Source organism: Acidobacteriota bacterium (assembly GCA_020349885.1).
GTDB lineage: Bacteria > Acidobacteriota.
Window position 1 is genome coordinate 353,502 of sequence record CP070701.1, and the last position, 20,598, is coordinate 374,099.

Sequence of the window (20,598 nt, forward strand, 5' to 3'; positions counted from 1 at the left end):
CCGTAGTGCTTCCGCCCGTGACCTCCGCCTTGAGATAGGCGAACTCCACGATGTTGTTCTCCGGAACAGGGTCGAAGTGATCTCCGTTTATGGTGATGGGAGCTTTCTGCTTTCCGGAATTGGCGGGAGAAAAGGACGTGATAACCGGCGGCTCGTCGGGAAAGAATGACATGCCCCAAGAATCTGGTCCAGTTCCTATGTTAGGATTCGCCATGGTTCTTTTCTGCGCTCCAAGGTGAAGTGAGCGTAGCGAACGTAGGCTTGGAGCGCAACTTCGCATATTCCGCTGGCGTCTCATAACCCAGGCCGCTGTGTGGCCTCCGCTCATTATACTCCCTCCTCCAGTCCTCCACCACTACTTTCGCTTCCGCCAAGCTCCCCCACCACTCCTGGTTCAGCAACTCGTCCCTCAGTTTCCCGTTGAAACTCTCTATGTACCCGTTCTCCCAAGGACTCCCCTTCGGGATGTACAACGTTCCGATCTCGTTTGCTTTCAACCACTCTTGCACTCTCTTCGCTATGAACTCCGGCCCATTGTCGCTCCTCAAGTGCCTCGGCGCTCCTCTCGCCTTCACTACCATCTCCAACTCCCTCAGCACATCCTCCGAGCGCATACTATGCCCCAACTGGATCGCCAGGCATTCCCTCGTATGCTCATCCACCATCGTCAGCAACCGCAACTTCTTTCCGTGCATCGTCTTCTCAGACATCAGGTCCCAGCTCCACACGTGATTGCGATGCACCGCTCGTGTCACGTCCAGCTTCACTCCACCTTTCGGTAGCCTCCTCTTCGCCTTCCTCGGCACTTTCAGCCCCTCCTTCTTCCACAGCCTTTGTACTTGCTTGTGGTTCACTCTCTTTCCTTCTCTCCTCAGCATACTCGTCATACGCCTGTACCCGTACCTCGGGTGCTTCTTCGCCAGCTCGTGCAGACGTCTCACGATAAACCTCTGTCTGGGTTGCTTTCGTGGCTTATACTCGTAACTCGATCTCGAGATCCCCACAACTCGGCAAGCCTTCCTTGTCTTGCAGCCTCTCTTCTCCTCCAAGTGCCGCACTGCCCGCCGTTTTGCAGGCGGGCTTAGAAGTTTTTTGAGTTCACCTCTTTGAGAAGCTCGATGTCCAGCATCGCCTCCGCCAGCAGCTTCTTCAGCTTTGCGTTCTGCTTCTCCAACTCCCGCAGCTTCTTCGCCTCCGGCACTCCAAGATCTCCATACTTCTTCCTCCATCGATAAAACGTCTGCTCAGAAATGTTATGTTTCCGGCATACCGCAGACGTCTTCATTCCACTGTCCGCTTCACGCAGGATCCGGACAATCTGTTCCGTGCTGTACCGCTTTCCACGCATACTCGATGCTCCTTTCTATTGCGGCGATACTAACACAGTCTCTGGCCCAGTTTTCGGGGGTCACGTCACCGGTGACCTGCCCCCATTTAGTGTACAAGTTTATCCAACTCTTGGGGGCCACCGCCTACAAAACGAACCTACGAAGTGCTTGAAAACAAAGGGTTTTTCAATTTGAGCATAGGAACGAACCTACCAAGTGCGCATGAATAAAGGATTTTTTTGGTGCGTGGACAGAGCTGCTATGTGCCTATGAATAAAGGATTTTTTGTTTCATTCTAGGAACGAACCTACCAAGCAGAGTTTAGGAGTTGAACCGCCACTCGCCTTCCCGCAGCGCAGGCGCTTGCCGCTAGCGCAGCACTTTCCGGACGGCGGAGGCGACGGTGTCGAGCTCCTCGTGCGTTATCGTGAGCGGCGGAAGCAGCCGCAATACCGTTGCGCCAGCCGGAAGCGCCAGCACGCCCTGCTCCATGAGGGACAGGAGGTGGGGCTTTACCTTCTCCTTGAGCTCGATGCCTATCATCAGGCCTAGGCGGCGCACCTCGCGGACTTTAGTGAGCGAACCCGCGTCGAGATTCTTCTCGAAATACTCCCCCTTCTCAGCCGCGGCTGCGGCGAGGTCTTTCTCTATCATGAAGTCGAGCGCCGCGATGGATGCGGCGCAGGCCAGCGGATTTCCCCCGAACGTGGTGCCGTGGCGGCCCACGGGCGCCTCCACCGCGTCCGAGCAGAGCACCGCCCCCATGGGCACCCCGCCCGCGATGGCCTTGGCCAGGCACACCATGTCGGGCTCCAGGGAAAAGTGCTCGAACGCGAACATCCTGCCCGTGCGGCAGAAGCCGGTCTGCACCTCGTCGATTATGAGCAGCACGCCCCGCTCCCTGCACAACTTCTGCACCTTGCGGAAAAAATCTTCCTCGCCCACGTGGACGCCGCCCTCGCCCTGGACGACCTCGAGCATGACGGCGGCCGTGTCGTCCGCGACGGCTTTTTCCAGCTTGTCGAAGTTGTTGAACGGGACGAAGGAAAAACCCGGCACCAGCGGCTCGAACGGCTCGCGGTACTTGGGGACGTGCGTGGCGCTGAGCGCGCCGAGGGTGCGGCCGTGGAACGACCGCATGGCGCACACGAAGCCGGTCTTCTTCGTGGTGAACCGGGCGAACTTGATGGCCGCCTCCACGCTCTCCGTCCCGGAGTTGCACAGGAAAGCCCTCTTCAGGCGGGCGGGGGCGAGGCCGACCAGCTTCTCGACGAGCCGGGCGCGCGTGTCGTTGTACAGCACGCCCGAGCAGGTGATGAGCCTGGACGCCTGTTCTTCGATGGCGGCGACGACCGCCTCGTTCGAGTGGCCGATGTTGACGATGCCGTGCCCGGCGATGCAGTCGATGTATGCTTTTCCGTCCCGGTCCCACACCGTGGCCCCCTTGCCGCGCACGATCACGAGGTCGCGCTTCGGGAATACGTTGAACGCGAAAGCGTCCTCGACCGCCTTGTGGTCCGTCATGAGATCACCGTGCCCTTGCCACGGAGGGCGTCCCGCAGCGGGTGCTCGACCCTGCCGTCTGCGATGATGACCGTGCCCGCGCCGTGCTCGAACAATTTCCGCAACGCGAGCATCTTGCGCTTCATCCTGCCCTCCACCTGCGACTCGCGCTCTTCGAGCTCGGCGCGCGTGATGCGCGGCACCATGGATTCGGGATCGTCCTTGTCGTCCAGGAAGCCCGGCGCCTCGATGAGGTGGACGACCTTCTCGGCGCCCGTCTCCCGCACCAGGACGCTCGCCACGTCGTCGTTCTCCGAGTTGACGGCGCAGTTGTTCTCGTCCAGGAGCGGTATGGTAAGCACGGGGACGTAGCCGTGGTCCAGAAGCAGCCCGAGGAGCTCCTTGTTTATCTCCCTGGGCTTTCCCGAAAAGTCATGCAGGAGGCGCAGTTTTTCCCCCTCCTTCACGCGGATGCCGCGGTTGCGCCTCGCCCGGACCATCCTTCCGTCCAGCCCGGACAGGCCCACCGCGTTCACCCCGTGCTGCTGGCACAACTCGACCATGCGCTTGTTGCGGAGGCCCGCGTATGCCATCATCAGCGCGTCGATCGCCTCCTCGTCGGAGAACACGCTCGAGTAGCCCGACACGGAAGTGACGACGCGCTTTTCTCTGCCGAGGTCCTCGAGAAGCTTGTCGCGCGCGGCGTTCGCACCGAGCACGACCACGAAGGGCTCCTTGAGCTCCACCATGTCGGCCGCGATGCCGGCGAGGTTTATCGAGGCGCCGCCCCCGATCTTGACGATTATCATCGGAAGGCCCTCACCGTGTGGTTCGGGATGGTCTCCCAGCCGGATTCTCCCGGGTAGGGCTGCGAGCAGAGCATGAGGGTGCTCCCTTCGCGCCGATGATGCATCTGGAAATAGCCGGGGTCTTCGTTGAACATGGTCGCCAGGTACACGGTGTCCCTGTCCGCGAGGATGACGTTTATCGCGCGGATGTACCTCGTGCGCTTGTCGATGATATCGAGGGCGCGCCGCATCGCGTCGACCGTGTCGCCCTTGTCGAGGCGCCTCATGAGGTTGAAAATTTTTTCCGCGCCGATGCGCCCCTCGGCCTTCAGCGTCACGCCGCGCAGGCCGCCGTTGAAGACGTACACGTACCGCTCGTCGTAATAGGGCATGTTGTATTCCAGGACGATGGCGTGGTCAAGGGACGCGCTGCGCGCATGGGCCACGAGCCGCGTCGACGGGCCGAACCGGGAAAAGTCGTCTTCCCAGATCGGGCGAAGGTTCTTGTAATGCCGCCAGGCCCCGTCCTCCCACCACGAGCAGCCCCAGCCGTGCCCCTGGTACTCCTTGCTGATCCTCGAAATCTCGGACAGTTTCTCCAGGTGGTGCATGCACTCGAAGGCGGTGTCCGACGTGACGGACAGGATTCGGCACATCTTGTTAAATTAAATCGGATGCAGGCCGGGGAATTCCAGGCCCGTCGTTTCGGGGAAACCGTGCATGATGTTGAAGGCCTGGATGGCCTGGCCCCCGGCGCCCTTCATGAGGTTGTCGATCGCGCTGATCACGACCAGCCTGTTCGAGTCGGGATCGAGCTTGAAGCCGATGTCGCACATGTTCGTTCCCGTGAGCAGCTTGGGCTCCGGATAGCGGTAGCTGCCCTCGCTGTCCTTCACGATCCGGATGAACGGTTCCCCGCCGTAGGCCTCGCGGTAGATTTTCCACACGGCCTTCTCGTTGATCTTCTTCCGCGGGAACACGTGGCACGTCGCAAGGGCTCCCCGCACCATATCGAGCGCCGTCGCGGAAAAGTGAACGTTCCTTACGGAGGGCAGCTCCTGGAGTACCTCGGCGACGTGGCGGTGCCCGGTCGGCGAGAAGGACCGCACGCAGCCGCTGCGCTCCGGGTGGTGGCTGCTTTCGCTGACCTCGTTGCCTCCCTCGCTCGATCCGGCCTTGACCTCGACCACCGTGCGGTCGGGGTCGGCGAGGCCGGCCTTGTAGAGGGGATAGAGTCCCAGGATGGCGACCGTGGCGTTGCAGCCGGCGCTCGACACGTATCGGGCGTCTTTCATCTCCTCGCGGTGAAGCTCGGGAATCCCGTACACGAACTCCCGCATGAGGGCGGGTTTCTCGTGTTCGTGCTTGTACCACTTCGCGTAGACCTCGGCGTCGTTCAGCCGGAAGTCCGCCGACAGGTCGATCAGCCGCTTCGCTTTATCTCGAAAGGCGTCGATCCGCTTCATGGTCTCGCCGTGGGGCATGCAGAGAAACAGCACGTCGCAATCCTCCAGGTCCGAGAGGAAGGAAAACGCAAGGGATGTCTTCTTGCGAAGGTTGGGGTGCGCCTTGGTTACGGGCTTTCCCGCCTTTCGCTCCGACGTGATTTGCTTGACCTCGACCTCCGGGTGGTACAGCAGGAGCCGCAGAGTCTCTCCCCCCGTGTACCCCGAGCCGCCGACGATGGAGGCCTGGATCTTTTTCATCGCAGGCCCCCCACATGCAGCACGTAATCCACCATGTGCGCCGGGATGTTTACTCCCGTGACGTCGATGCTGTTTCGGAATTCCATCGTATAGTTCACCTCGTTTACCAGGTAGCCTTCTTCGGTCTCGAACAGGTCGGCCGCGACGACCCCTCCGCCCACCGCCTTCGCGGCGGCGACCGAGATTTTTCCGAGCTCGTCGGTGACGGGGCAGTTCGAGGTCTTGCCGCCGCGCGCGGTGTTCGTAATCCAGTGGTCGGAGGTGCGGTAGACGGCGGCGACGCACGTGTCTCCCACGACGAAAGAGCGTATGTCCCGGCCCTTCTTCTCGACGAACTTCTGGATGTAGAAAACGGAGTGATGGTAGCTGCCGAGAATGGTTTTGTGCTCGAGGATCGACTCCGCCGCGTCCCGGTCGTTGATTTTGGAAATGAGCCTGCCCCACGACCCGACCGCCGGCTTCAGCACCACGGGGTAGCCCATCTCCTCGATGGTCCTGAGGGCGGAGGCCTCGGTGAAGCATACCCGCACCTCGGGCTGGGGAACGCCGTGCTCGGCCAGCGCCGTGGACGTCAGAAACTTGTCCCCGCAGACGTGCGCCACCGACGACGCGTTCACGCATTTGACCCCGGAGCTCTCGAACAGCCGCAGCGCGTGCAGGGCGCGCGAGTGGTTGATGCACCGCTCCAGCACGACGTCCAGGTCGAAGGCGCCCTTTCCGATGGTGAACGACAGTTCTCGGTCGTCGATCATGACGACCTCGACGCCGTCGCGCTTGGCGAATTCCTCCAGGAGAAATTTTTCGTCTTTCCGGATCAGCGAGTGCAAAAAACCGACTTTCATGGTTCGTTCCTCATATGCCGTATCACGGCGTCCCCGACCTCTCGCGTGGTGAGCGAGCCGCCGAGGTCCGGCGTCACCTCGGTGTCTTTCAGCGTCCGCGCGACCGCGTTCTCCACTTTCTTCGCTTCCGCGGCGAGCCCCAGATGCTCGAGCATCAGCCGGGCGGACAGAATCGAGGCGAGCGGGTTCGCCGTTCCCCTGCCCGCGATGTCCGGGGCACTGCCGTGAACGGGCTCGAACACCGCGACCTCCGCGCCGATGTTGGCCGAGCAGGCCAGCCCGAGCCCCCCGACGAGCATGGCCGCCTCGTCACCGAGTATATCTCCGAACAGGTTCGTAGTCACGATCACCTCGAAAGACGACGGGTCGCTTATCAGGTTCATCGCGCACGCGTCCACCAGCATTTCCTTCATGGCTACCTGGGGGTAATCACCCGCCACGTCCAGGGCCACGCTTCGAAACAGCCCGCAAGTCTCGCGCAGGACGTTCGCCTTGTGCACCACCGTCACCGTTCGGAAGCCGCCGTCCCGCGCCCGCTCGAAGGCGTACCGGAGGATCCGCTCCGAGCCGCGGCGCGTTATCACCCGCTCGGTGATCGCCGTGTCCCCCTCCACGCGCTCGCGCCCGGCGTACAGGCCCTCGGTGTTTTCCCTCACCAGGAGAAAATTCACCCCCTCGCGGGACGTCGGGTGCGGCATGGACTTGATGGGGCGCAAGTTGACGAAAAGGTCGAAGCGCCTGCGCAGCTCCACGACGGGAGAGCGGTATCCAGGAATGTTGGGAGGCGTCGTCACGGCTCCCATGAGGGTCGCGTCGGCCGCCTCGACCTTCTCCACCGTCTCCTTCGGAAGCGGCGCGCCCGCTTTCTCGTAAGCGCCGTAGCCTATCTCCCCGTGCTCGAACGAAAACGAGGCGGGTAGCGCCTTGAGCACGTCCACGGCGACGGCCGTGACCTCGGGCCCGATGCCGTCCCCGGGCAGAACGCAGATCCTCATTGCAACTCCTCGATATCATGATCCTTCAGGAAATTCACGATCCCGCCCGCCTCCACGATCTTGAGCACAAAGGGTGGCATGGGATCCGCCAGGAACTGCTTTCCCGTCGTCCGATTCATGATCCTGCCGCTCGCCAGATCCACGCGGGCGTCGTGCCCGTCCCCCAGTTCGTCCGCCTGCGCGCATTCCACGACGCGCAGCCCGATGTTGATGGCGTTGCGGAAAAAGATGCGCGCGTAGGACCTTGCGACCACGCAAGCCACGCCGGAGGCCTTGATCGCGATGGGGGCGTGTTCCCGTGAGGAGCCGCAGCCGAAATTGCTTCCCGCAACGAGGATGTCTCCCGGTTGAACTTCCTCGGCGAATCGCGGCCGCACCTCGCAGAACGCGTGCCGGGCGAGCTCCTCCGGCACGACGGTGATGTTGTGTCGTGCGGGGATGATCTCGTCCGTGTTCACGTCGTCACCGAACTTCCACACTCGACTCATACGTGCTGGCTCCGGATCGTTCGCGGGTCGGTGATTTTTCCTTCCAAGGCGGTGGCTGCCGCGGCCGCCGGGCTGCCCAGGTAGATTTCCGCTTCCGGCGATCCCATCCTGCCGATGAAGTTGCGATTCATCGTGGTGAACGAGCGCTCGCCGGGCGCGAGGACGCCGCCGTGCCGTCCGATGCATGCCCCGCAGCCTGTGGCGGTCGTGAAGCATCCCGCCTCGTGAAAAATTTTAGTCAAGCCGCTTTCCATGGCCTTGTCGAAAATCTTCTGGCTGGCGGGGGTGATGATCGTCCGCGTGAACCGGTTTACGCGCCTGCCCTTCAGAATGGAAGCCGCGATCTCGAGATCCTCGTATCGGCCGTTGGTGCAGCCGCCGATGAACACTTCGTCGATCGGCAGCCCCGCGATCTCGCCGATGGGCTTGACGTTGTCCACGCTGGGGTGGCACGCGACCTGCGGCGAAAGCGACGACACGTCGATCTCGACTTCCCGCTCGTATTGGGGATCCACGGGCCGGGTCTTCTCCCACGGGCCCTTTGCGTAGGTGTGATTCTCCAAAAAATCCGAGGTCACGTCGTCCGCGGCAATCAGCCCGCATTTCGCCCCGGCCTCGGTGGAGATGTTCGAAAACACGATCCGGTCATGCATCGCAAGCGAGTCGATGTAAGGGCCGGAGAATTCCATGGACTTGTAGGTGGCCCCGTTCATTCCGATTGAGCCGACAATGTGCAGCATCACGTCCTTGGCGTACACGCCCTTCTGCGTCGCGCCTTTCAGACGGATGCTGATGGTTTGCGGGACCTTGAGCCACGTCTTGCCCGTCGCCCACGCGACTCCGATGTCGGTCGATCCGAACCCCACGGCGAGCGCGCCCAGCGCCCCGTAGGTGTTCGTGTGGGAGTCTCCGCCGACGATCACGCGGCCGGGAGTTACGAAACCTTCCTCGATCATGACCTGGTGGCAGATCCCCTGGCGGTAGAAGTTGAAAATTTCCTGCTTCTTGAGGAAGTCGACGATTCCCTTTTGCGCCGCGGCGGCGGCCACGTTGGGCGGGGGATACGCATGGTCGAAATGCACTACGATCCTGTCCTTGTCCAGGATGGGCTTTCCGATTCTTTTCCAGGCCTCTATGGCAAGCGGTGTGGTGTTGTCGTGCGTCATCATGTAATCCACGTCGACGAGTGCGATCTCCCCGGCGCGAACCTCTCGGCCGGCTTTTCTCGAAAGGATTTCCTCAACCAGCGTTCCCATCGCTTCCGCCCGCCTGTTTCCGGCACCACTCTACGATGTAGGGCAGCTCGCTCGCCCCGACGGTCCTTCCCGTCCGGCCGATGGTTTTCACGCGATTGAGCACCGCCCGCTCAAGCTCTTCGTCCAGGCCGCGGATCCCGGCCTGCTCCAGCGCGTAGCGGACCGACGCCATGCCGGACATGTGGTCGAGGGAAATTTTCATCTCCCGTCCGACCAGCGCCGGGTCGAGGCTTTGGTAGTGGAGGGGGTTTTGTATGGCGGCCTGGGTGTGCACTCCCGCGCAGTGCGTGAACGCGTTTTCCCCGACGACGGGGAACGTCACGGGTACCGGCACGCCGGAATGCTTGCTGACCAACTCGTACAGCGCTGGCAGCTTCGCGAGGTTCCAGCCGGAGCCCTCCTCGAAGTCGGCCTTCAGCACCGTCAGCAGCTGCGCCAGGTCCACGATGCCGCTGCGCTCGCCGAGGCCGAGCACGCACGCGTCTATGATGTCGACGCCCGCCCGGTAGGCGTCGAGCGCGTTGACTAGGGCCAGCCCCCGGTCGTTGTGGCAGTGGACGGCGAGCTTGGGATGGACGCCGGCCTCGTCGAAGGCTTTCCGCAGTCTGCGTATGAAATCGTACATGTTGTTCTTCGTGCCCGGGATCATGTAACCGGTCGTGTCGGCGACGCTGATGACGTCGGCTCCCGCTTGGACGGCCGCAACGGAGGCCTCGGCTACGTTCCGGAACGCGCTGCGCACGGTGTCCTCCGGCGTGTAGCGGACGACGAGGTCGGGGCTCCTCTGTTTGGCGTATCGAATCGCCCGGGTGATGTGCTCGACGGCCGTGCCGAGGTCCTTGCGGTGGACGCCGCTCAGCCGTTCGTCGGAGACGCAGTAGAAGATGCCCAAAAACCCCACGCCGCATTCGAGGGCGAGAGATAGGTCGCTTTCGGTGGACCTCGCGTGCGCGCTCACCGTGGCCCGGAGGCCCTTGCTCGCGAGGGTCTTTACAACCTGCTTGATCTCGGGGGCGACGGCGGGGTGGCCGCCTTCGATGATGTCCACCCCCACCTCGTCCAGGAGCTGCGCGATGGCGAGCTTGATGTGGGGGTCGAAACACACTCCCGGCGTCTGCTCCCCTTCTCGGAGCGTAGCGTCAAGAATCCGCACCATGGCTTAAGGCTCGCACAGGATAAAGATTTGGCAATGCGTGGTTTCGGCCCGGGCCCGCAGTTTCCGAAAATTCCTCGCCGCACCCTCCGAGAGGAGGCCGGGGGCCGAGACTTGGTTCTCACTGCCCCCAGTCTTCTTCCTCCTGGGGGGCTTCAGCCAGCGTGAAGGAGGGATGGGTTCCCTTGACCTCCAGTTCGGTCCCGCAATCACCGCAGGAGAGCAATTCTCCATGAACCGTGTCTTCCTTCAGTTTAACTTCGGCTCCGCATACCGGGCATTCGCTCATGCTTTTCATCCCTTGTTGTTATCGTTCTGCTCAAGGCGGCTTCCCGAAGAGAGGGACCGCGTTATGTTGAAAAACGGATTAGTATAACACCACCCGCGCCGTTGTTTCAAGGCGGCGTTCCTGCCTCCAAAGTACTTGAACCCGGCGAGGCTTCATGGGACAATGCGTGAAGTCGGTAAAAACTCTTTTTTTCGCAAGGCGCAGCCGAGGTAGCTCAGGTGGTAGAGCAACGGACTGAAAATCCGATTTGGCCCGTTTTATAACCCCTTATAAATAGGCGCTTTTTCACCCTAAGTCCTTATCAGACAAGGATTTTCCTTATGGTGTGGCTTGGTGCTGGATAGCGTGGATTTGTGGGACGAGTGGCAAAAAAGTGGCAAAAAATTTGGGCACTATCCCATTCCCTCCAATATCTCCCTGGCCTCCCGCGCTCCTATCTTCCTTAGGCCGAGGATCTTGGCTTTCAGCGCATCCCTGGGCACTACGCCGCGCTCCCACAGGTACACAGCCTGCTTGTGCGCCCCTACCAGCTGGGCAAACTCCTCCCGCGTCAGCCCTAGATCGATGGTCACCGTGTCACCGTCGTCGAATTGTAGGGTAATCCCAGTCCAGTCCCGTTCAAAATATTGGTCACGGTCTCCCGGCGTGATGCGAATGCCGTAGCCGGCTCCGGTTTTATTGTCTGGGATGCCGTTGTGCCAGCCAGTGACTACCATTTTGAGCATCTCCTTTCGAGGATTCTTCGCGCCGCTATGGAAAAGGCAAGGCCCCGCAATGGTCCTACTCCCTGCCTGCGCTCATTTTTCGCCAACCAACTTAGCACTCAGCACCAGCGCTTGCTAAATTTTTTGCTTGGCTTTTTTGAAAAAAATCTGGTATAATGCAATCTGTCACCACTATGAGATGTGTGTGGTAAAGCATGGCAAAGAACAGAATACACTTGAACCTTGTGTTCATCGGTCACGTAGACCATGGAAAGTCAACAGCAATCGGAAGGCTCTTGTTTGATACAGGAAGCATCTCAGAGCAGGATCTGAGGAAACTGAAGGAGAAGTCATGAAGCGTGTATTGATAATGGGTGTTGGCGCCCAGGGTAGCACAATTGCCAAACGCCTGGATGAAGAAAAAAATGTATCGGAAATTATCTGCGCGGACTATGATTTAAAGGCTGCCGAAACACTCGGCAATACTTTGAAAAAAGCAAAACCCATTCAGATAGATGCCGGTGATGTTCAGAGTATTGTAAAAGCGGCGGATGGCGCCGATATTATCGTGAACGGCGTGCCGATAGATTATAACCTGAATGTTATTGAAGCCGCGCTTCAGTCAAATGCCTGTTATATGGACTTGTGCATTACTGACGTTGAAGAAAATTCAATTATGGACTCAGCCAAATACATGTTCACTGTTATGGATAAAAGATTTAAGGAAAAAGGACTGCTCGCTTTGACAAATACCGGTTCAGGTCCGGGCCTGGCCAATGTCATTGCCAGAGAATCTGTTGATAAAATGGATTCATGCGACCGGATCGAAATAAACGTATATGAAGGTATATGGACAAAAAAGTTTATCCCTTTCTGGTGGGCACCTGAGGTTGCTTTTGAGGATATGGCTGATAACCCAACGAGATTTGAAAACGGTGAATATGTTCAAACAACACCTTTTGCCAACCCGATTATGATTAAGTTCAGAGGCATTGATTCAGAAAAGAGACTGGTTGATCATGCTCACGAAGAGCCGATTACCATGGGATTTTATGCGGATAAATACCTGAAAGGCGTTAAGACTGTCATTTTCAGATTTGGAGGCCCACATGTGGAGCTTGCAGAGGCTTTATACAAAATGGGATTCCTGACAGAAAAGAAAAGAGAGTATGAAGGGATGAAATACACCCCGTTTGATCTGGTTATAGAACATGCGCCGGACGCACCAAAATATCCGGAAGAAATTCAAGCTATTATCAAAGAAGGTCTTATCACGGAGGAAGCCGCTTTTCAGGTAAAAGTCGAAGGCCAGAAGGACGGAAAACCTATTCGCATAGTAAACTATGGCAACGGCCCCGGACTCATTGAATCATTTGAGAAATCAGGCCTGAGCCATGAATCTTATTTTACCGGCCAGTGCGCGTTTGTTTTTTCCAAGTTGTTGGTGGAAGATGTAATTAAGCAGAAAGGGTTAATCGCGCCTGAAGCATTAGATGCTGAAGAAAGAAAATATTTTTTCAAAGAAGCCGCTAAACTGGATATAACTGTCGATCAAATAATTGAACAAAGGATTTGTGAATAGAAGCATAAGCGTGTAAATATAAGCTTTTTTGAAAAAATCCGGTATAATGCAATCTGCCACCACTATGAGATGTGTGTGGTAAAGCATGGCAAAGAACAGAATACACTTGAACCTTGTGTTCATCGGTCACGTAGACCATGGAAAGTCAACAGCAGTCGGAAGGCTCTTGTTTGATACAGGAAGCATTTCAGAGCAGGAGCTGAAGAAACTGAAGGAGAAGTCATGAAGCGTGTATTGATAATAGGTGTTGGCGCCCAGGGCGGCACAATTGCCAAACGCCTGGATGAAGAAAAAAATGTATCGGAAATTATCTGCGCGGACTATGATTTAAAGGCTGCCGAAACACTCGGCAATACTTTGAAAAAAGCAAAATCCATCCAGGTGGATGCCGGTGATGTTCAGAATATTGTAAAAGCGGCGGATGGCGCCGATATTATCGTGAACGGCCTGCCGACAGATTATAACCCGAATGTTATGGAAGCCGCGCTTCTGTCAAATGCCTGTTATATGGACTTATGCGCGACTTATATTGAAGGACAGTCACTCGTAGACTCATGCAAACATCTGTTCTTTAAGGATAAAAGATTTAAGGAAAAAGGACTGCTTGCTTTAACAAATACCGGTTCAGCTCCGGGCATGGCCAATGTCCTTGCCAGAGAATCTGTTGAACAAATGGATTCATGCGACCGTATCGAAATGAACGTATATGAAGGTATATGGTCAAAAAAGTTTATCCCTTTCTGGTGGTCACCTGAGGTTGCTTTTGAGGATATGGCTAAGAACCCGACGAGATTTGAAAACGGTAAATTTGTTCATACAGCACCTTTTGACAACCCGATTATTATGAAGTTCAGAGGCATTGATAAAGAGATCAGAATGGTTGATCATTCTCACGAAGAGCCGGTTACCATGGGAGTTCATGCAGATAAATACCTGAAAGGCGTTAAGACTATCATTTTCAGATATGGAGGCCCACATGTGGAGATTGCAGAGGCTTTATACAAAATGGGATTCCTGACAATGAAGGAAAAAGAGTATGAAGGGATGAAATACATCCCGTTTGATCTGGTTATAGCAAATGCGCCGCCCGCACCAAAATATCCGGAAGAAATTCAAGCTATTATCGACGAAGGTCTTATCTTGGAGGAGGGCGCTTATCAGGTAAAAGTCGAAGGCCAGAAGGACGGAAAACCTATTTGCATAGTAAACTATGTCAACGCCCCCGCACTCATTGAATCATTTAAGAAATCAGGCCTGAGCCATGAATCTTATTTTACCGGCCAGTGCGCGTATGTTTTTGCCAAGATGATGGTGGAAGATGTAATTAAGCAGAAAGGTACAATCGCGCCTGAAGCATTAGGCGCTGAAGAAAGAAAATATTTTTTCAAAGAATCTGCTAAACTGGATATAACCGTCGATCAAATAATTGAACAAAGGATTTGTGAATAGAGGCATAAGCGTGTAAATATAAGCAGGCAAATTAAATGGCCGCCGGAAAAGCCGGTGGCCATTTAATTTTGGAATAACAGATAGTTGCATTTTTGCCTTTTAACTTACATTGTGCTAAAAGATTCGCCACCCGCTTGTTGGAGCGCGGCGCGCCCATCTACGAAGCGCAACTGCTCCTTGGCCATACCCGCGTTACGACGACGGAAATCTACGCGCACTTGCAGCCGAAGCGACTCCATCATACAATAGATCTTCTCGAAGCGACCGAGAAGATTGTAAAGATAGCCTGAGCAAGTGGCTGAGAAATGGCTGAAAAACCACTTGGACATACGCCAAATGCGTTGTAAGTCCTTATTCTGCCGAGGTAGCTCAGGTGGTAGAGCAACGGACTGAAAATCCGTGTGTCGGCGGTTCGACTCCGCCCCTCGGCACTTCTTTTTAGGCGTTTCCCGGAGGACATGTCCAGCACCAGAATCCCCCCCTCGCTCCAAAAGGGACGTGCTATACTTGAAAAATGCCATCCCTGCTCAAGAAGTCGCCTTGGGCGAGACTTCTGCCGCCTAGATTGCATGTGGGCGTGGCCCTGGGCGGCGGCGCGGCGCGCGCGCTGGCGCACGTCGGCGTCCTGAAGGTGCTCGCCCAAGCGGAGATTCCGATCCATGTGGTTACGGGTTGCAGCCTCGGCGCCATCACAGGGGGCTGCTACGCTTCGAGCCTCGACGCCCTGGAAGTGGAGCGCAAAGTTCTGGACTATCTCGAAAGCGAGGCGTTTCAAAGGAAGGTGCTGGATTTGTTTCGCGTCCCGCGAGACCAAGTCAATCGTTTCAGCCTCATGCGGTTTCTTAAGCAGGGCATTTATTACGGGCGCATTCTGTTTCACCCTTCGTTTTTTACGATGGAAGAATTCGAGCGCGCCATCGCGGGGGTGGTGCCCGACACCCGGATTGAGGATTTGAAGATTCCTTTCGCATGCAATGCGGCCCATCTTTACACGGGCCGGGAAAGGGTCTTCGAGGCGGGCCCCCTTCGCCCCGCCCTGATGGCGAGTTCCGCCATTCCGGGGATCTTTCCGCCGGTGGTCATCGGCAAGGAAGCCTACATTGACGGTGGGTGGGTGGACCCGATCCCCGTGCGCCTCGCGCGTCAGCTCGGTGCCGATTTCGTCATCGCCGTGGACGTTTCCTACCATGTGCGCGCTAACGTGGAGTATCGGAGCGGATTCAGCGTAGTGAGCCGGGGCCTGGAGATCAAGACTCATCGCCTGATCGAGCTGTCGCGCCTGTTCGCCGACGTGGTCATCCGCGTGGAGATGGACGACATCGCGTGGGTCGACTTCGTGCGGGTGCGCGAGATTATCGCCCGCGGAGAGGCCGCCGCCCGGCAGGCGCTTGCCGGGATGTTGAAAAAAATTCGCCGGCGGAAGCGGAAGATACGCATTCCCTTCCGGGAAGAGTTGCTTAGGCTGCTGAAATGAAAAAATCCAATCGCCAGCGCGGCTTGTTCATTACCCTCGAAGGAGGCGAGGGCTCCGGCAAGAGCACGCAGGCGAAGCTTTTGACGAAGTGGCTGCGCAAGGAGCTGCACATGATAGTGCTCTTGACCCGCGAGCCGGGAGGCGGCACGGAAATCGGAGAACAGATCCATAGAACGGTCCATTCCCAGCGCACCGTTGAGGAACTGGCCGAAGAATACCGAAAATCCGATCCTATCTTTTCGAGGCAGCTGCGGAGAATCCTTCTCCATATTGAAAGCGCCAAGCTGGATCCCGTAGTCGAGGCGCTCCTTTACAGCGCCGACCGAAAGGAGCATGTCCCCATCATCAAAGATTCCCTTGAACGGGGATGGATCGTTGTCTCTGACCGTTTTCTCGACTCGACCACGGTCTATCAAGGTTATGGTCATGGGGTTGATCTGAAATTCATTAAAACGCTGCACCGACACGTCGTGGAAGATTGTCTGCCTGATCTGACGATTTACCTCGATGTAGATCCAGAGGAGGGTCTTCGTCGCGCCCGTCAGCGAAACCGCCGGAGGAGAACATCGGAGCGTGAGGGTCGCTTCGAAGCAAAGCGCCTCGACTTTCACCAGAAGGTGCGCGATGGCTACCTTGAGCTCGCGAGACAAGAGCCCGATCGCGTTCGAGTGGTGGATGGCGGCTCGTCGGTCGAGACGGTGCAGGAGCGGGTTCGCGAAATCGCAGGATCCTGTATTCGCGATCTCACATTGAAGGAGCCGCATCGCATCTATAAAGCGAGCAAGCTCAAGAAATCCCGTGGACGCTAACGCGCACATCCTCCGCTACCTGGAGCACGCCGTCTCGACCAAGAGGCTGGCGCACGGCCTTCTTTTCCATGGCGCGCCGGGCGTTGGAAAGCGCCGGACGGCGCTCTGGCTTGCTAAGCGGCTCAACTGCACCGGCGCCGCGACGCCTTTTGAAGCGTCCCCCGCGGCCCGTCCCTGCGGGGCGTGCCGCACATGCGGCCGCGTCGAGCGCGGCGTCCATCCCGACGTGCAGCTCGTGCGGCCCGAGATCGAAGACCCGGCCGCCTCGGCGGAGAAGCGCCACGCCGGAAAGACCCCGAAGCAGAGCATTTCCATTGAGCAGGTGCGCAAGCTCGAGTCCCAGGCGGCGTTTGCGCCGTACGAGGGGCGCGCGCGGGTCGTGGTCGTCGACCCGGCGGACCGCATGGAAGTGGAGGGCATGAACGCCGTCCTGAAACTGCTCGAGGAGCCGCCGCCCCAGACCTACCTTGTTTTTGTGAGCGCGCGTCCCGAGGCCCTTCTTCCCACCCTCCGCTCGCGCATGCAGGTTTTCACGTTCCCCGGCGCGTCCTTCGAGTCCGTCCAGCGTGTTCTCGTTCAAGAGAAAGGCCTTTCGGAAGACGAAGCCCATTGGCTGGTCTTTCTTTTCGGGGGGAGCGCCGAGCGCGCCCTGGACGTGGACGTCGCGGAGCTCGGCAGGCGGCGCGGCGACTGCCTGCGGGCGCTTGCCGCGCTGCATGAGCGGGACGCGCCGATTCGTATCCTCGCGGCGGCCGAAGCCCTCAGCAGCGCGTCCGACGGGGAGGATACGGCCTTCGCCCGCCGTGAGGCCGCGCGCGAGAATCTTCTGCTCCTCGCAAGCCTTTTGCGCGACCTGCTGGTGCTCAAGTGCGCGCCGGAGTTTCCTCCCGCGCTCGTCCACCGGGATTGTACGGCGCGGCTGCGGGACCTGGCGCCTCGTTTCTCTAAGGAAGCCCTTCTGGAGTCTTTCCACGCGATCGAGGACGCCGTGCGCGCTTTGGACGGCAACGTGGACCGCAAGCTGGCCGTCGAGCATGTCTTGTTCGCCCTGCGGGGTGCGCCTTCCGGCATGCTATACTCGGTTTCGTGAAGCCGACCGTTACGGCCACCGCAGCCATCGTGGAGCGCGGCGGAAAATTTCTCATCACGCAGCGCCGCCCCGGAGGGCATATGCCGCTCGCGTGGGAGTTTCCCGGCGGCAAGCTCGAGCCCGACGAGGCGCCCGCCGAGTGTCTCGCGCGCGAGGTGTTCGAAGAAATCGGTGCGCGCGTTCGCGTGGGCGAAATTCTGGACGTTTCCTTTTATCCCTACGAGCGTTTCAACGTTCTCCTTCTTTTCTACGAATGCGTGCTTCTGGAGGGCGAGCCCTGTCCATGCGACTGTCGCGCCGTGCGGTGGATTTCGCCGGAGGAGTTTCCTAGCTATGACTTTCCTCCTGCCGACATCGCCGCCGTCGAGAAGTTCCGGCGCAGGAGGTGGGCCTCGTGAGGCGCACGCCTGGCGCGCAGCGCGCTCGTCCAGCATGCGCGGCGGGGGCGGCCGCGCGCGTGGCGCTCGGTGTGATTCTTCTTGCGGCAGCGCCGGGGTGCTTTCGCCATTTCGTCTTCGAGGAGGCCCGGGTGCCCTATTACCAGGCGCGCGTCGCCTGGTCGCACGAAATGCCCGCGACGGTCGCGATTGCGCCCCTGCCGCTTTCGGAGCGGCGCGTCGCCGCCGTCGCGGGAAACGCGGTTCATGTTCTGGCCCTCGACGGAAGCGTCCTGCACGAGGAGAGCTTCGACCACGAATGGGACGCCGCCGTTTCCGAGGGCGGCGACCTCCTCCTCGCTTCGCGCGACCGTCTCGTCCTGTGGAGCGCCGACGGGCACGGCGCGCTCTGGGAGTTCTCTTTGCCGGAAGCCGTGCCCGTGGGACACAGCCCGACGCTCGCCTCCTGGGTGGCGGTCACGGAAGACGCGGTGCATGTCCTGGGCGCGGGCTCGGGCGAGGCGGCTTCCTTTCCGCTCGAGTCCCTCAAGCGCGCGGGCCGCTACCGCCGCCGCGGCGCGCGAAGCGACGCGGTGCCCGACGACTCCCGCCTGACCGGCGCGGCCCTTCTCCACGACACCGTCCTGTACGCCGGGGCCGCCGACGGCCTCTACGCCGTCGACCTCGACGGGGGAAGGCTCCTCTGGCATCACCGCATCCGGGACGGCGTATCCGTGTGCCCCGTGCTGGCGAAGCACGCCCTCTACGTGGGCGCGGACGACAAGCTCTTCCGCGTGCTGCGGGCGCGCTCCGGCCGGCGAAAGTGGCGCCTTATCACGGGAGGGCGCATCGGCGCGCCGCCCGTCGTTCACGGAAACGACCTCATCGTCGCCTCCTACGATCTCAACCTCTACGGCCTGCGTGCCCACGGCGGCCACAGGCTTTGGAATCTCAACCTTCCGCGGCGCACGGACACACTCGTGCTTTGGCCGCCCTACGGCCTGGCCACGCATCCACTGTTCTCCCCTTCCCTGAGGCTCTACGAGCCGCACGGAGGGCTGGAGGTCATGCACTTTACGATTCCGGAGGAAGAGGATGATTACTTCACCTCGCCCATGCTGGTGCGGGACGAAATCCTCCTCGTGGGCACGTACCGCGGCCGGCTGCTGGCCCTCGAGCTTGTGGAGGAGGAGACCGGGGAGCCGGAGGAGGGCGCGCTGGAGGAAGATGCGGAGGAGGAGCCGGAGGATCCATGACGCTTCCTCGGGCGGGCCCGTCAACGACCGCCGCCGGCATGACTTCTTGCGGGGTTTCTGAATATACTGGAAAGAAATTTTCACGTCTGGAAGAATCATGACGCAGGCAAAAACGGTCGTCTCTCTCGCCATCCTGGGCTGCACGGGCTCGGTCGGAACCGCGGCGCTCGACGTAGCGCGGCGGCACCGCGACCGCGTGCGCGTCGCGGGGCTCGGCGCGGGGGGCAATCTGGAGCTTCTCCGCGCGCAGGTCAGGGAATTTCGTCCCGAGCGCGTTTCGGTGGCGCGGGACGCGGACGCGCGGGCGCTTCGGGAAGAGTTTCCGGACGCGGAGGTGCTCGCGGGCGCGGAGGGCGCCGAGGCTGTGGCCGCGATGCCCTCGGCCGACGTGGTGCTCGCGGCCATCGTGGGCGCGGCGGGGCTCCGCTCGACGTTCGCCGCCGTGTCTTCCGGAAAGCGCGTCGCCCTGGCCAACAAGGAGTCCATGGTCATCGCGGGCGCCCTCATGCGGGACGCGGCGCGCGCAAGCGGCGCGGACGTCATTCCCGTGGACAGCGAGCACAGCGCCGTCTTCCAGTGCCTCCGGGGCGGGAGCCCGGGCGAGGTGCGGAAAATAATTCTGACCGCCTCCGGGGGCCCGTTCCTCCGGCGCGACGCCTCGACGTTTTCATCCATCACCCCGCAGGAAGCGCTCCGGCATCCCACGTGGGACATGGGGGAGAAAATCACCGTCGACTCGGCCACGCTCATGAACAAGGGCCTCGAGGTCATCGAGGCGCATTTCCTCTTCGGCTTCCGCTCCGAGCAGATACGCATCCTCGTTCATCCCCAGTCCGTCGTCCACTCCATGGTCGAGTACGTCGACGGGAGCATCCTGGCCCATCTCGGGCGGACCGACATGAGGATTCCCATCCGGTACGCCCTCTTCCATCCCGAGCGCGCGGACGGCGCGTGCGAGCCCTTCGACCTGGCCGGGGCCTCGCCCCTGGAGTTCGGCGAGCCCGACGCGAAGAAATTCCCGTGCATCCGCCTGGCCTACGAGGCGCTCGAGCGCGGCGGCTCCGCACCGGCCGCCCTCAACGCCGCGAACGAGGCGGCCGTCGGGGCTTTCCTCAAGGAGGAAATTCCCTTCACGGCCATCCCGCAAATAAACGAGAGCGTTCTCGGCTCGTGGGACGGCAAGGCGCCGGCCTCCGTCGGCGACGTCCTCGCCGCGGACGAGGAGGCGCGGAAGAGGGCGGGGGAGGCGATCTCGAAGCTCCGCCGTTAGAACCCTCTCTTTCGCCAGGGAGGGGGAGGGCGAGCAAAAAATCCTTTATTCATAAGCACATAGCGGCTTTGCTCGAGTCTCAAAAAAACCCTTTATCCACGCGACTTAGTGGCTTTGTTCCTAGGGCCAATTTAAAAATCCTTTGTTTACGCCACTTAGCGGCTTCGTTTCGTAGAATCGCCCTTTTTTAAACGTTCTTCTTTCCCGGCTCTTCGCCTGCGGCCCGGAACCGGATGACC

General features: G+C 59.6%; 24 protein-coding genes and 1 tRNA gene. 12 read left to right on the forward strand and 13 right to left on the reverse strand.

The window, feature by feature from the left end:
• Window positions 1-200: 200 nt before the first annotated feature.
• From JSV08_01535 to JSV08_01595, 13 genes are all read right to left on the reverse strand, one after another.
• Window positions 201-1,058 (reverse strand): IS3 family transposase, encoded by an 858-nt coding sequence (locus JSV08_01535; protein ID UCF81132.1) that lies wholly within the window; start codon window positions 1,056-1,058, stop codon window positions 201-203.
• A gap of 23 nt (window positions 1,059-1,081) precedes the next feature.
• A complete protein-coding gene (locus JSV08_01540; protein ID UCF81133.1) occupies window positions 1,082-1,348 on the reverse strand; it encodes a transposase in 267 nt (88 codons plus the stop codon).
• A 349-nt stretch (window positions 1,349-1,697) separates the two neighbouring features.
• Window positions 1,698-2,852, reverse strand: a complete 1,155-nt coding sequence (locus JSV08_01545) for an acetylornithine/succinylornithine family transaminase (GenBank protein UCF81134.1) — start codon at window positions 2,850-2,852, stop codon at window positions 1,698-1,700.
• A complete protein-coding gene (locus tag JSV08_01550; GenBank protein UCF81135.1) occupies window positions 2,849-3,640 on the reverse strand; it encodes a [LysW]-aminoadipate kinase in 792 nt (263 codons plus the stop codon). The genes JSV08_01545 and JSV08_01550 overlap by 4 nt, the downstream gene beginning before the upstream one ends.
• Window positions 3,637-4,275, reverse strand: a complete 639-nt coding sequence (locus JSV08_01555; protein UCF81136.1) for a hypothetical protein — start codon at window positions 4,273-4,275, stop codon at window positions 3,637-3,639. The genes JSV08_01550 and JSV08_01555 overlap by 4 nt, the downstream gene beginning before the upstream one ends.
• 9 nt (window positions 4,276-4,284) lie before the next feature.
• Window positions 4,285-5,325, reverse strand: coding sequence for an N-acetyl-gamma-glutamyl-phosphate reductase (locus JSV08_01560; protein UCF81137.1), 1,041 nt, complete (start codon window positions 5,323-5,325; stop codon window positions 4,285-4,287).
• Window positions 5,322-6,167 (reverse strand): lysine biosynthesis protein LysX, encoded by an 846-nt coding sequence (lysX, locus tag JSV08_01565; protein UCF81138.1) that lies wholly within the window; start codon window positions 6,165-6,167, stop codon window positions 5,322-5,324. The genes JSV08_01560 and lysX overlap by 4 nt, the downstream gene beginning before the upstream one ends.
• Entirely contained in the window at window positions 6,164-7,162 is a 999-nt protein-coding gene (locus JSV08_01570) for an isocitrate/isopropylmalate dehydrogenase family protein (GenBank protein UCF81139.1), read from the reverse strand. The genes lysX and JSV08_01570 overlap by 4 nt, the downstream gene beginning before the upstream one ends.
• Window positions 7,159-7,650 (reverse strand): 3-isopropylmalate dehydratase small subunit, encoded by a 492-nt coding sequence (locus tag JSV08_01575; GenBank protein UCF81140.1) that lies wholly within the window; start codon window positions 7,648-7,650, stop codon window positions 7,159-7,161. The genes JSV08_01570 and JSV08_01575 overlap by 4 nt, the downstream gene beginning before the upstream one ends.
• On the reverse strand, window positions 7,647-8,906 hold the full coding sequence (locus JSV08_01580; GenBank protein UCF81141.1) for a 3-isopropylmalate dehydratase large subunit: 1,260 nt from the start codon (window positions 8,904-8,906) through the stop codon (window positions 7,647-7,649). The genes JSV08_01575 and JSV08_01580 overlap by 4 nt, the downstream gene beginning before the upstream one ends.
• Window positions 8,890-10,062 carry a 2-isopropylmalate synthase gene (locus JSV08_01585; GenBank protein ID UCF81142.1) on the reverse strand — a complete coding sequence of 391 codons (1,173 nt, stop codon included), beginning with the start codon at window positions 10,060-10,062 and terminating at the stop codon, window positions 8,890-8,892. The genes JSV08_01580 and JSV08_01585 overlap by 17 nt, the downstream gene beginning before the upstream one ends.
• A 118-nt stretch (window positions 10,063-10,180) precedes the next feature.
• Window positions 10,181-10,348, reverse strand: a complete 168-nt coding sequence (gene lysW / locus JSV08_01590; protein UCF81809.1) for a lysine biosynthesis protein LysW — start codon at window positions 10,346-10,348, stop codon at window positions 10,181-10,183.
• 392 nt (window positions 10,349-10,740) lie between these two features.
• Complete coding sequence (locus JSV08_01595) at window positions 10,741-11,073, reverse strand: hypothetical protein (protein UCF81143.1); 333 nt, start codon at window positions 11,071-11,073, stop codon at window positions 10,741-10,743.
• A 194-nt stretch (window positions 11,074-11,267) separates the two neighbouring features.
• On the opposite strand from JSV08_01595, the gene JSV08_01600 reads away from it, so the two are divergent.
• From JSV08_01600 to JSV08_01655, 12 genes are all read left to right on the forward strand, one after another.
• Window positions 11,268-11,408, forward strand: coding sequence for a hypothetical protein (locus tag JSV08_01600; GenBank protein UCF81144.1), 141 nt, complete (start codon window positions 11,268-11,270; stop codon window positions 11,406-11,408).
• Window positions 11,405-12,634: a saccharopine dehydrogenase NADP-binding domain-containing protein gene (locus JSV08_01605; protein ID UCF81145.1), complete on the forward strand. Its 1,230-nt coding sequence runs from the start codon at window positions 11,405-11,407 to the stop codon at window positions 12,632-12,634. The genes JSV08_01600 and JSV08_01605 overlap by 4 nt, the downstream gene beginning before the upstream one ends.
• An 85-nt stretch (window positions 12,635-12,719) precedes the next feature.
• Window positions 12,720-12,860 carry a hypothetical protein gene (locus tag JSV08_01610; protein ID UCF81146.1) on the forward strand — a complete coding sequence of 47 codons (141 nt, stop codon included), beginning with the start codon at window positions 12,720-12,722 and terminating at the stop codon, window positions 12,858-12,860.
• Window positions 12,857-14,083 carry a saccharopine dehydrogenase NADP-binding domain-containing protein gene (locus tag JSV08_01615; protein UCF81147.1) on the forward strand — a complete coding sequence of 409 codons (1,227 nt, stop codon included), beginning with the start codon at window positions 12,857-12,859 and terminating at the stop codon, window positions 14,081-14,083. The genes JSV08_01610 and JSV08_01615 overlap by 4 nt, the downstream gene beginning before the upstream one ends.
• An 80-nt stretch (window positions 14,084-14,163) precedes the next feature.
• Window positions 14,164-14,373 (forward strand): tyrosine-type recombinase/integrase, encoded by a 210-nt coding sequence (locus JSV08_01620; protein UCF81810.1) that lies wholly within the window; start codon window positions 14,164-14,166, stop codon window positions 14,371-14,373.
• Between the two features lie 68 nt (window positions 14,374-14,441).
• Window positions 14,442-14,514: transfer RNA gene (locus JSV08_01625), tRNA-Phe, on the forward strand.
• A gap of 83 nt (window positions 14,515-14,597) precedes the next feature.
• A complete protein-coding gene (locus tag JSV08_01630) occupies window positions 14,598-15,557 on the forward strand; it encodes a patatin-like phospholipase family protein (GenBank protein UCF81148.1) in 960 nt (319 codons plus the stop codon).
• Between the two features lie 23 nt (window positions 15,558-15,580).
• Window positions 15,581-16,366 (forward strand): dTMP kinase, encoded by a 786-nt coding sequence (tmk, locus tag JSV08_01635; GenBank protein ID UCF81811.1) that lies wholly within the window; start codon window positions 15,581-15,583, stop codon window positions 16,364-16,366.
• Window positions 16,356-17,456 (forward strand): DNA polymerase III subunit, encoded by a 1,101-nt coding sequence (locus JSV08_01640; GenBank protein ID UCF81149.1) that lies wholly within the window; start codon window positions 16,356-16,358, stop codon window positions 17,454-17,456. Before tmk ends, JSV08_01640 begins: the two co-directional genes overlap by 11 nt.
• Window positions 17,453-17,854 (forward strand): (deoxy)nucleoside triphosphate pyrophosphohydrolase, encoded by a 402-nt coding sequence (locus tag JSV08_01645; protein ID UCF81150.1) that lies wholly within the window; start codon window positions 17,453-17,455, stop codon window positions 17,852-17,854. Before JSV08_01640 ends, JSV08_01645 begins: the two co-directional genes overlap by 4 nt.
• Complete coding sequence (locus tag JSV08_01650) at window positions 17,851-19,089, forward strand: PQQ-binding-like beta-propeller repeat protein (protein UCF81151.1); 1,239 nt, start codon at window positions 17,851-17,853, stop codon at window positions 19,087-19,089. The genes JSV08_01645 and JSV08_01650 overlap by 4 nt, the downstream gene beginning before the upstream one ends.
• A gap of 97 nt (window positions 19,090-19,186) precedes the next feature.
• A complete protein-coding gene (locus tag JSV08_01655) occupies window positions 19,187-20,359 on the forward strand; it encodes a 1-deoxy-D-xylulose-5-phosphate reductoisomerase (protein ID UCF81152.1) in 1,173 nt (390 codons plus the stop codon).
• The last annotated feature ends 239 nt before the right edge of the window (window positions 20,360-20,598 follow it).

What these genes read in the sequence shown, in the direction of transcription:
- JSV08_01550 (UCF81135.1), bottom strand. Translation starts at nt 3,640, where the DNA reads ATGATAATCGTCAAGATCGGGGGCGGCGCCTCGATAAACCTCGCCGGC.
- JSV08_01585 (UCF81142.1), bottom strand. Translation starts at nt 10,062, where the DNA reads ATGGTGCGGATTCTTGACGCTACGCTCCGAGAAGGGGAGCAGACGCCG.
- JSV08_01540 (UCF81133.1), bottom strand. Translation starts at nt 1,348, where the DNA reads ATGCGTGGAAAGCGGTACAGCACGGAACAGATTGTCCGGATCCTGCGT.
- JSV08_01570 (UCF81139.1), bottom strand. Translation starts at nt 7,162, where the DNA reads ATGAGGATCTGCGTTCTGCCCGGGGACGGCATCGGGCCCGAGGTCACG.
- JSV08_01615 (UCF81147.1), top strand. Translation starts at nt 12,857, where the DNA reads ATGAAGCGTGTATTGATAATAGGTGTTGGCGCCCAGGGCGGCACAATT.
- JSV08_01555 (UCF81136.1), bottom strand. Translation starts at nt 4,275, where the DNA reads ATGTGCCGAATCCTGTCCGTCACGTCGGACACCGCCTTCGAGTGCATG.
- lysX (UCF81138.1), bottom strand. Translation starts at nt 6,167, where the DNA reads ATGAAAGTCGGTTTTTTGCACTCGCTGATCCGGAAAGACGAAAAATTT.
- JSV08_01655 (UCF81152.1), top strand. Translation starts at nt 19,187, where the DNA reads ATGACGCAGGCAAAAACGGTCGTCTCTCTCGCCATCCTGGGCTGCACG.
- JSV08_01630 (UCF81148.1), top strand. Translation starts at nt 14,598, where the DNA reads ATGCCATCCCTGCTCAAGAAGTCGCCTTGGGCGAGACTTCTGCCGCCT.
- JSV08_01575 (UCF81140.1), bottom strand. Translation starts at nt 7,650, where the DNA reads ATGAGTCGAGTGTGGAAGTTCGGTGACGACGTGAACACGGACGAGATC.
- JSV08_01605 (UCF81145.1), top strand. Translation starts at nt 11,405, where the DNA reads ATGAAGCGTGTATTGATAATGGGTGTTGGCGCCCAGGGTAGCACAATT.
- JSV08_01610 (UCF81146.1), top strand. Translation starts at nt 12,720, where the DNA reads ATGGCAAAGAACAGAATACACTTGAACCTTGTGTTCATCGGTCACGTA.
- JSV08_01545 (UCF81134.1), bottom strand. Translation starts at nt 2,852, where the DNA reads ATGACGGACCACAAGGCGGTCGAGGACGCTTTCGCGTTCAACGTATTC.
- JSV08_01600 (UCF81144.1), top strand. Translation starts at nt 11,268, where the DNA reads ATGGCAAAGAACAGAATACACTTGAACCTTGTGTTCATCGGTCACGTA.
- JSV08_01595 (UCF81143.1), bottom strand. Translation starts at nt 11,073, where the DNA reads ATGCTCAAAATGGTAGTCACTGGCTGGCACAACGGCATCCCAGACAAT.
- lysW (UCF81809.1), bottom strand. Translation starts at nt 10,348, where the DNA reads ATGAGCGAATGCCCGGTATGCGGAGCCGAAGTTAAACTGAAGGAAGAC.
- JSV08_01560 (UCF81137.1), bottom strand. Translation starts at nt 5,325, where the DNA reads ATGAAAAAGATCCAGGCCTCCATCGTCGGCGGCTCGGGGTACACGGGG.
- JSV08_01580 (UCF81141.1), bottom strand. Translation starts at nt 8,906, where the DNA reads ATGGGAACGCTGGTTGAGGAAATCCTTTCGAGAAAAGCCGGCCGAGAG.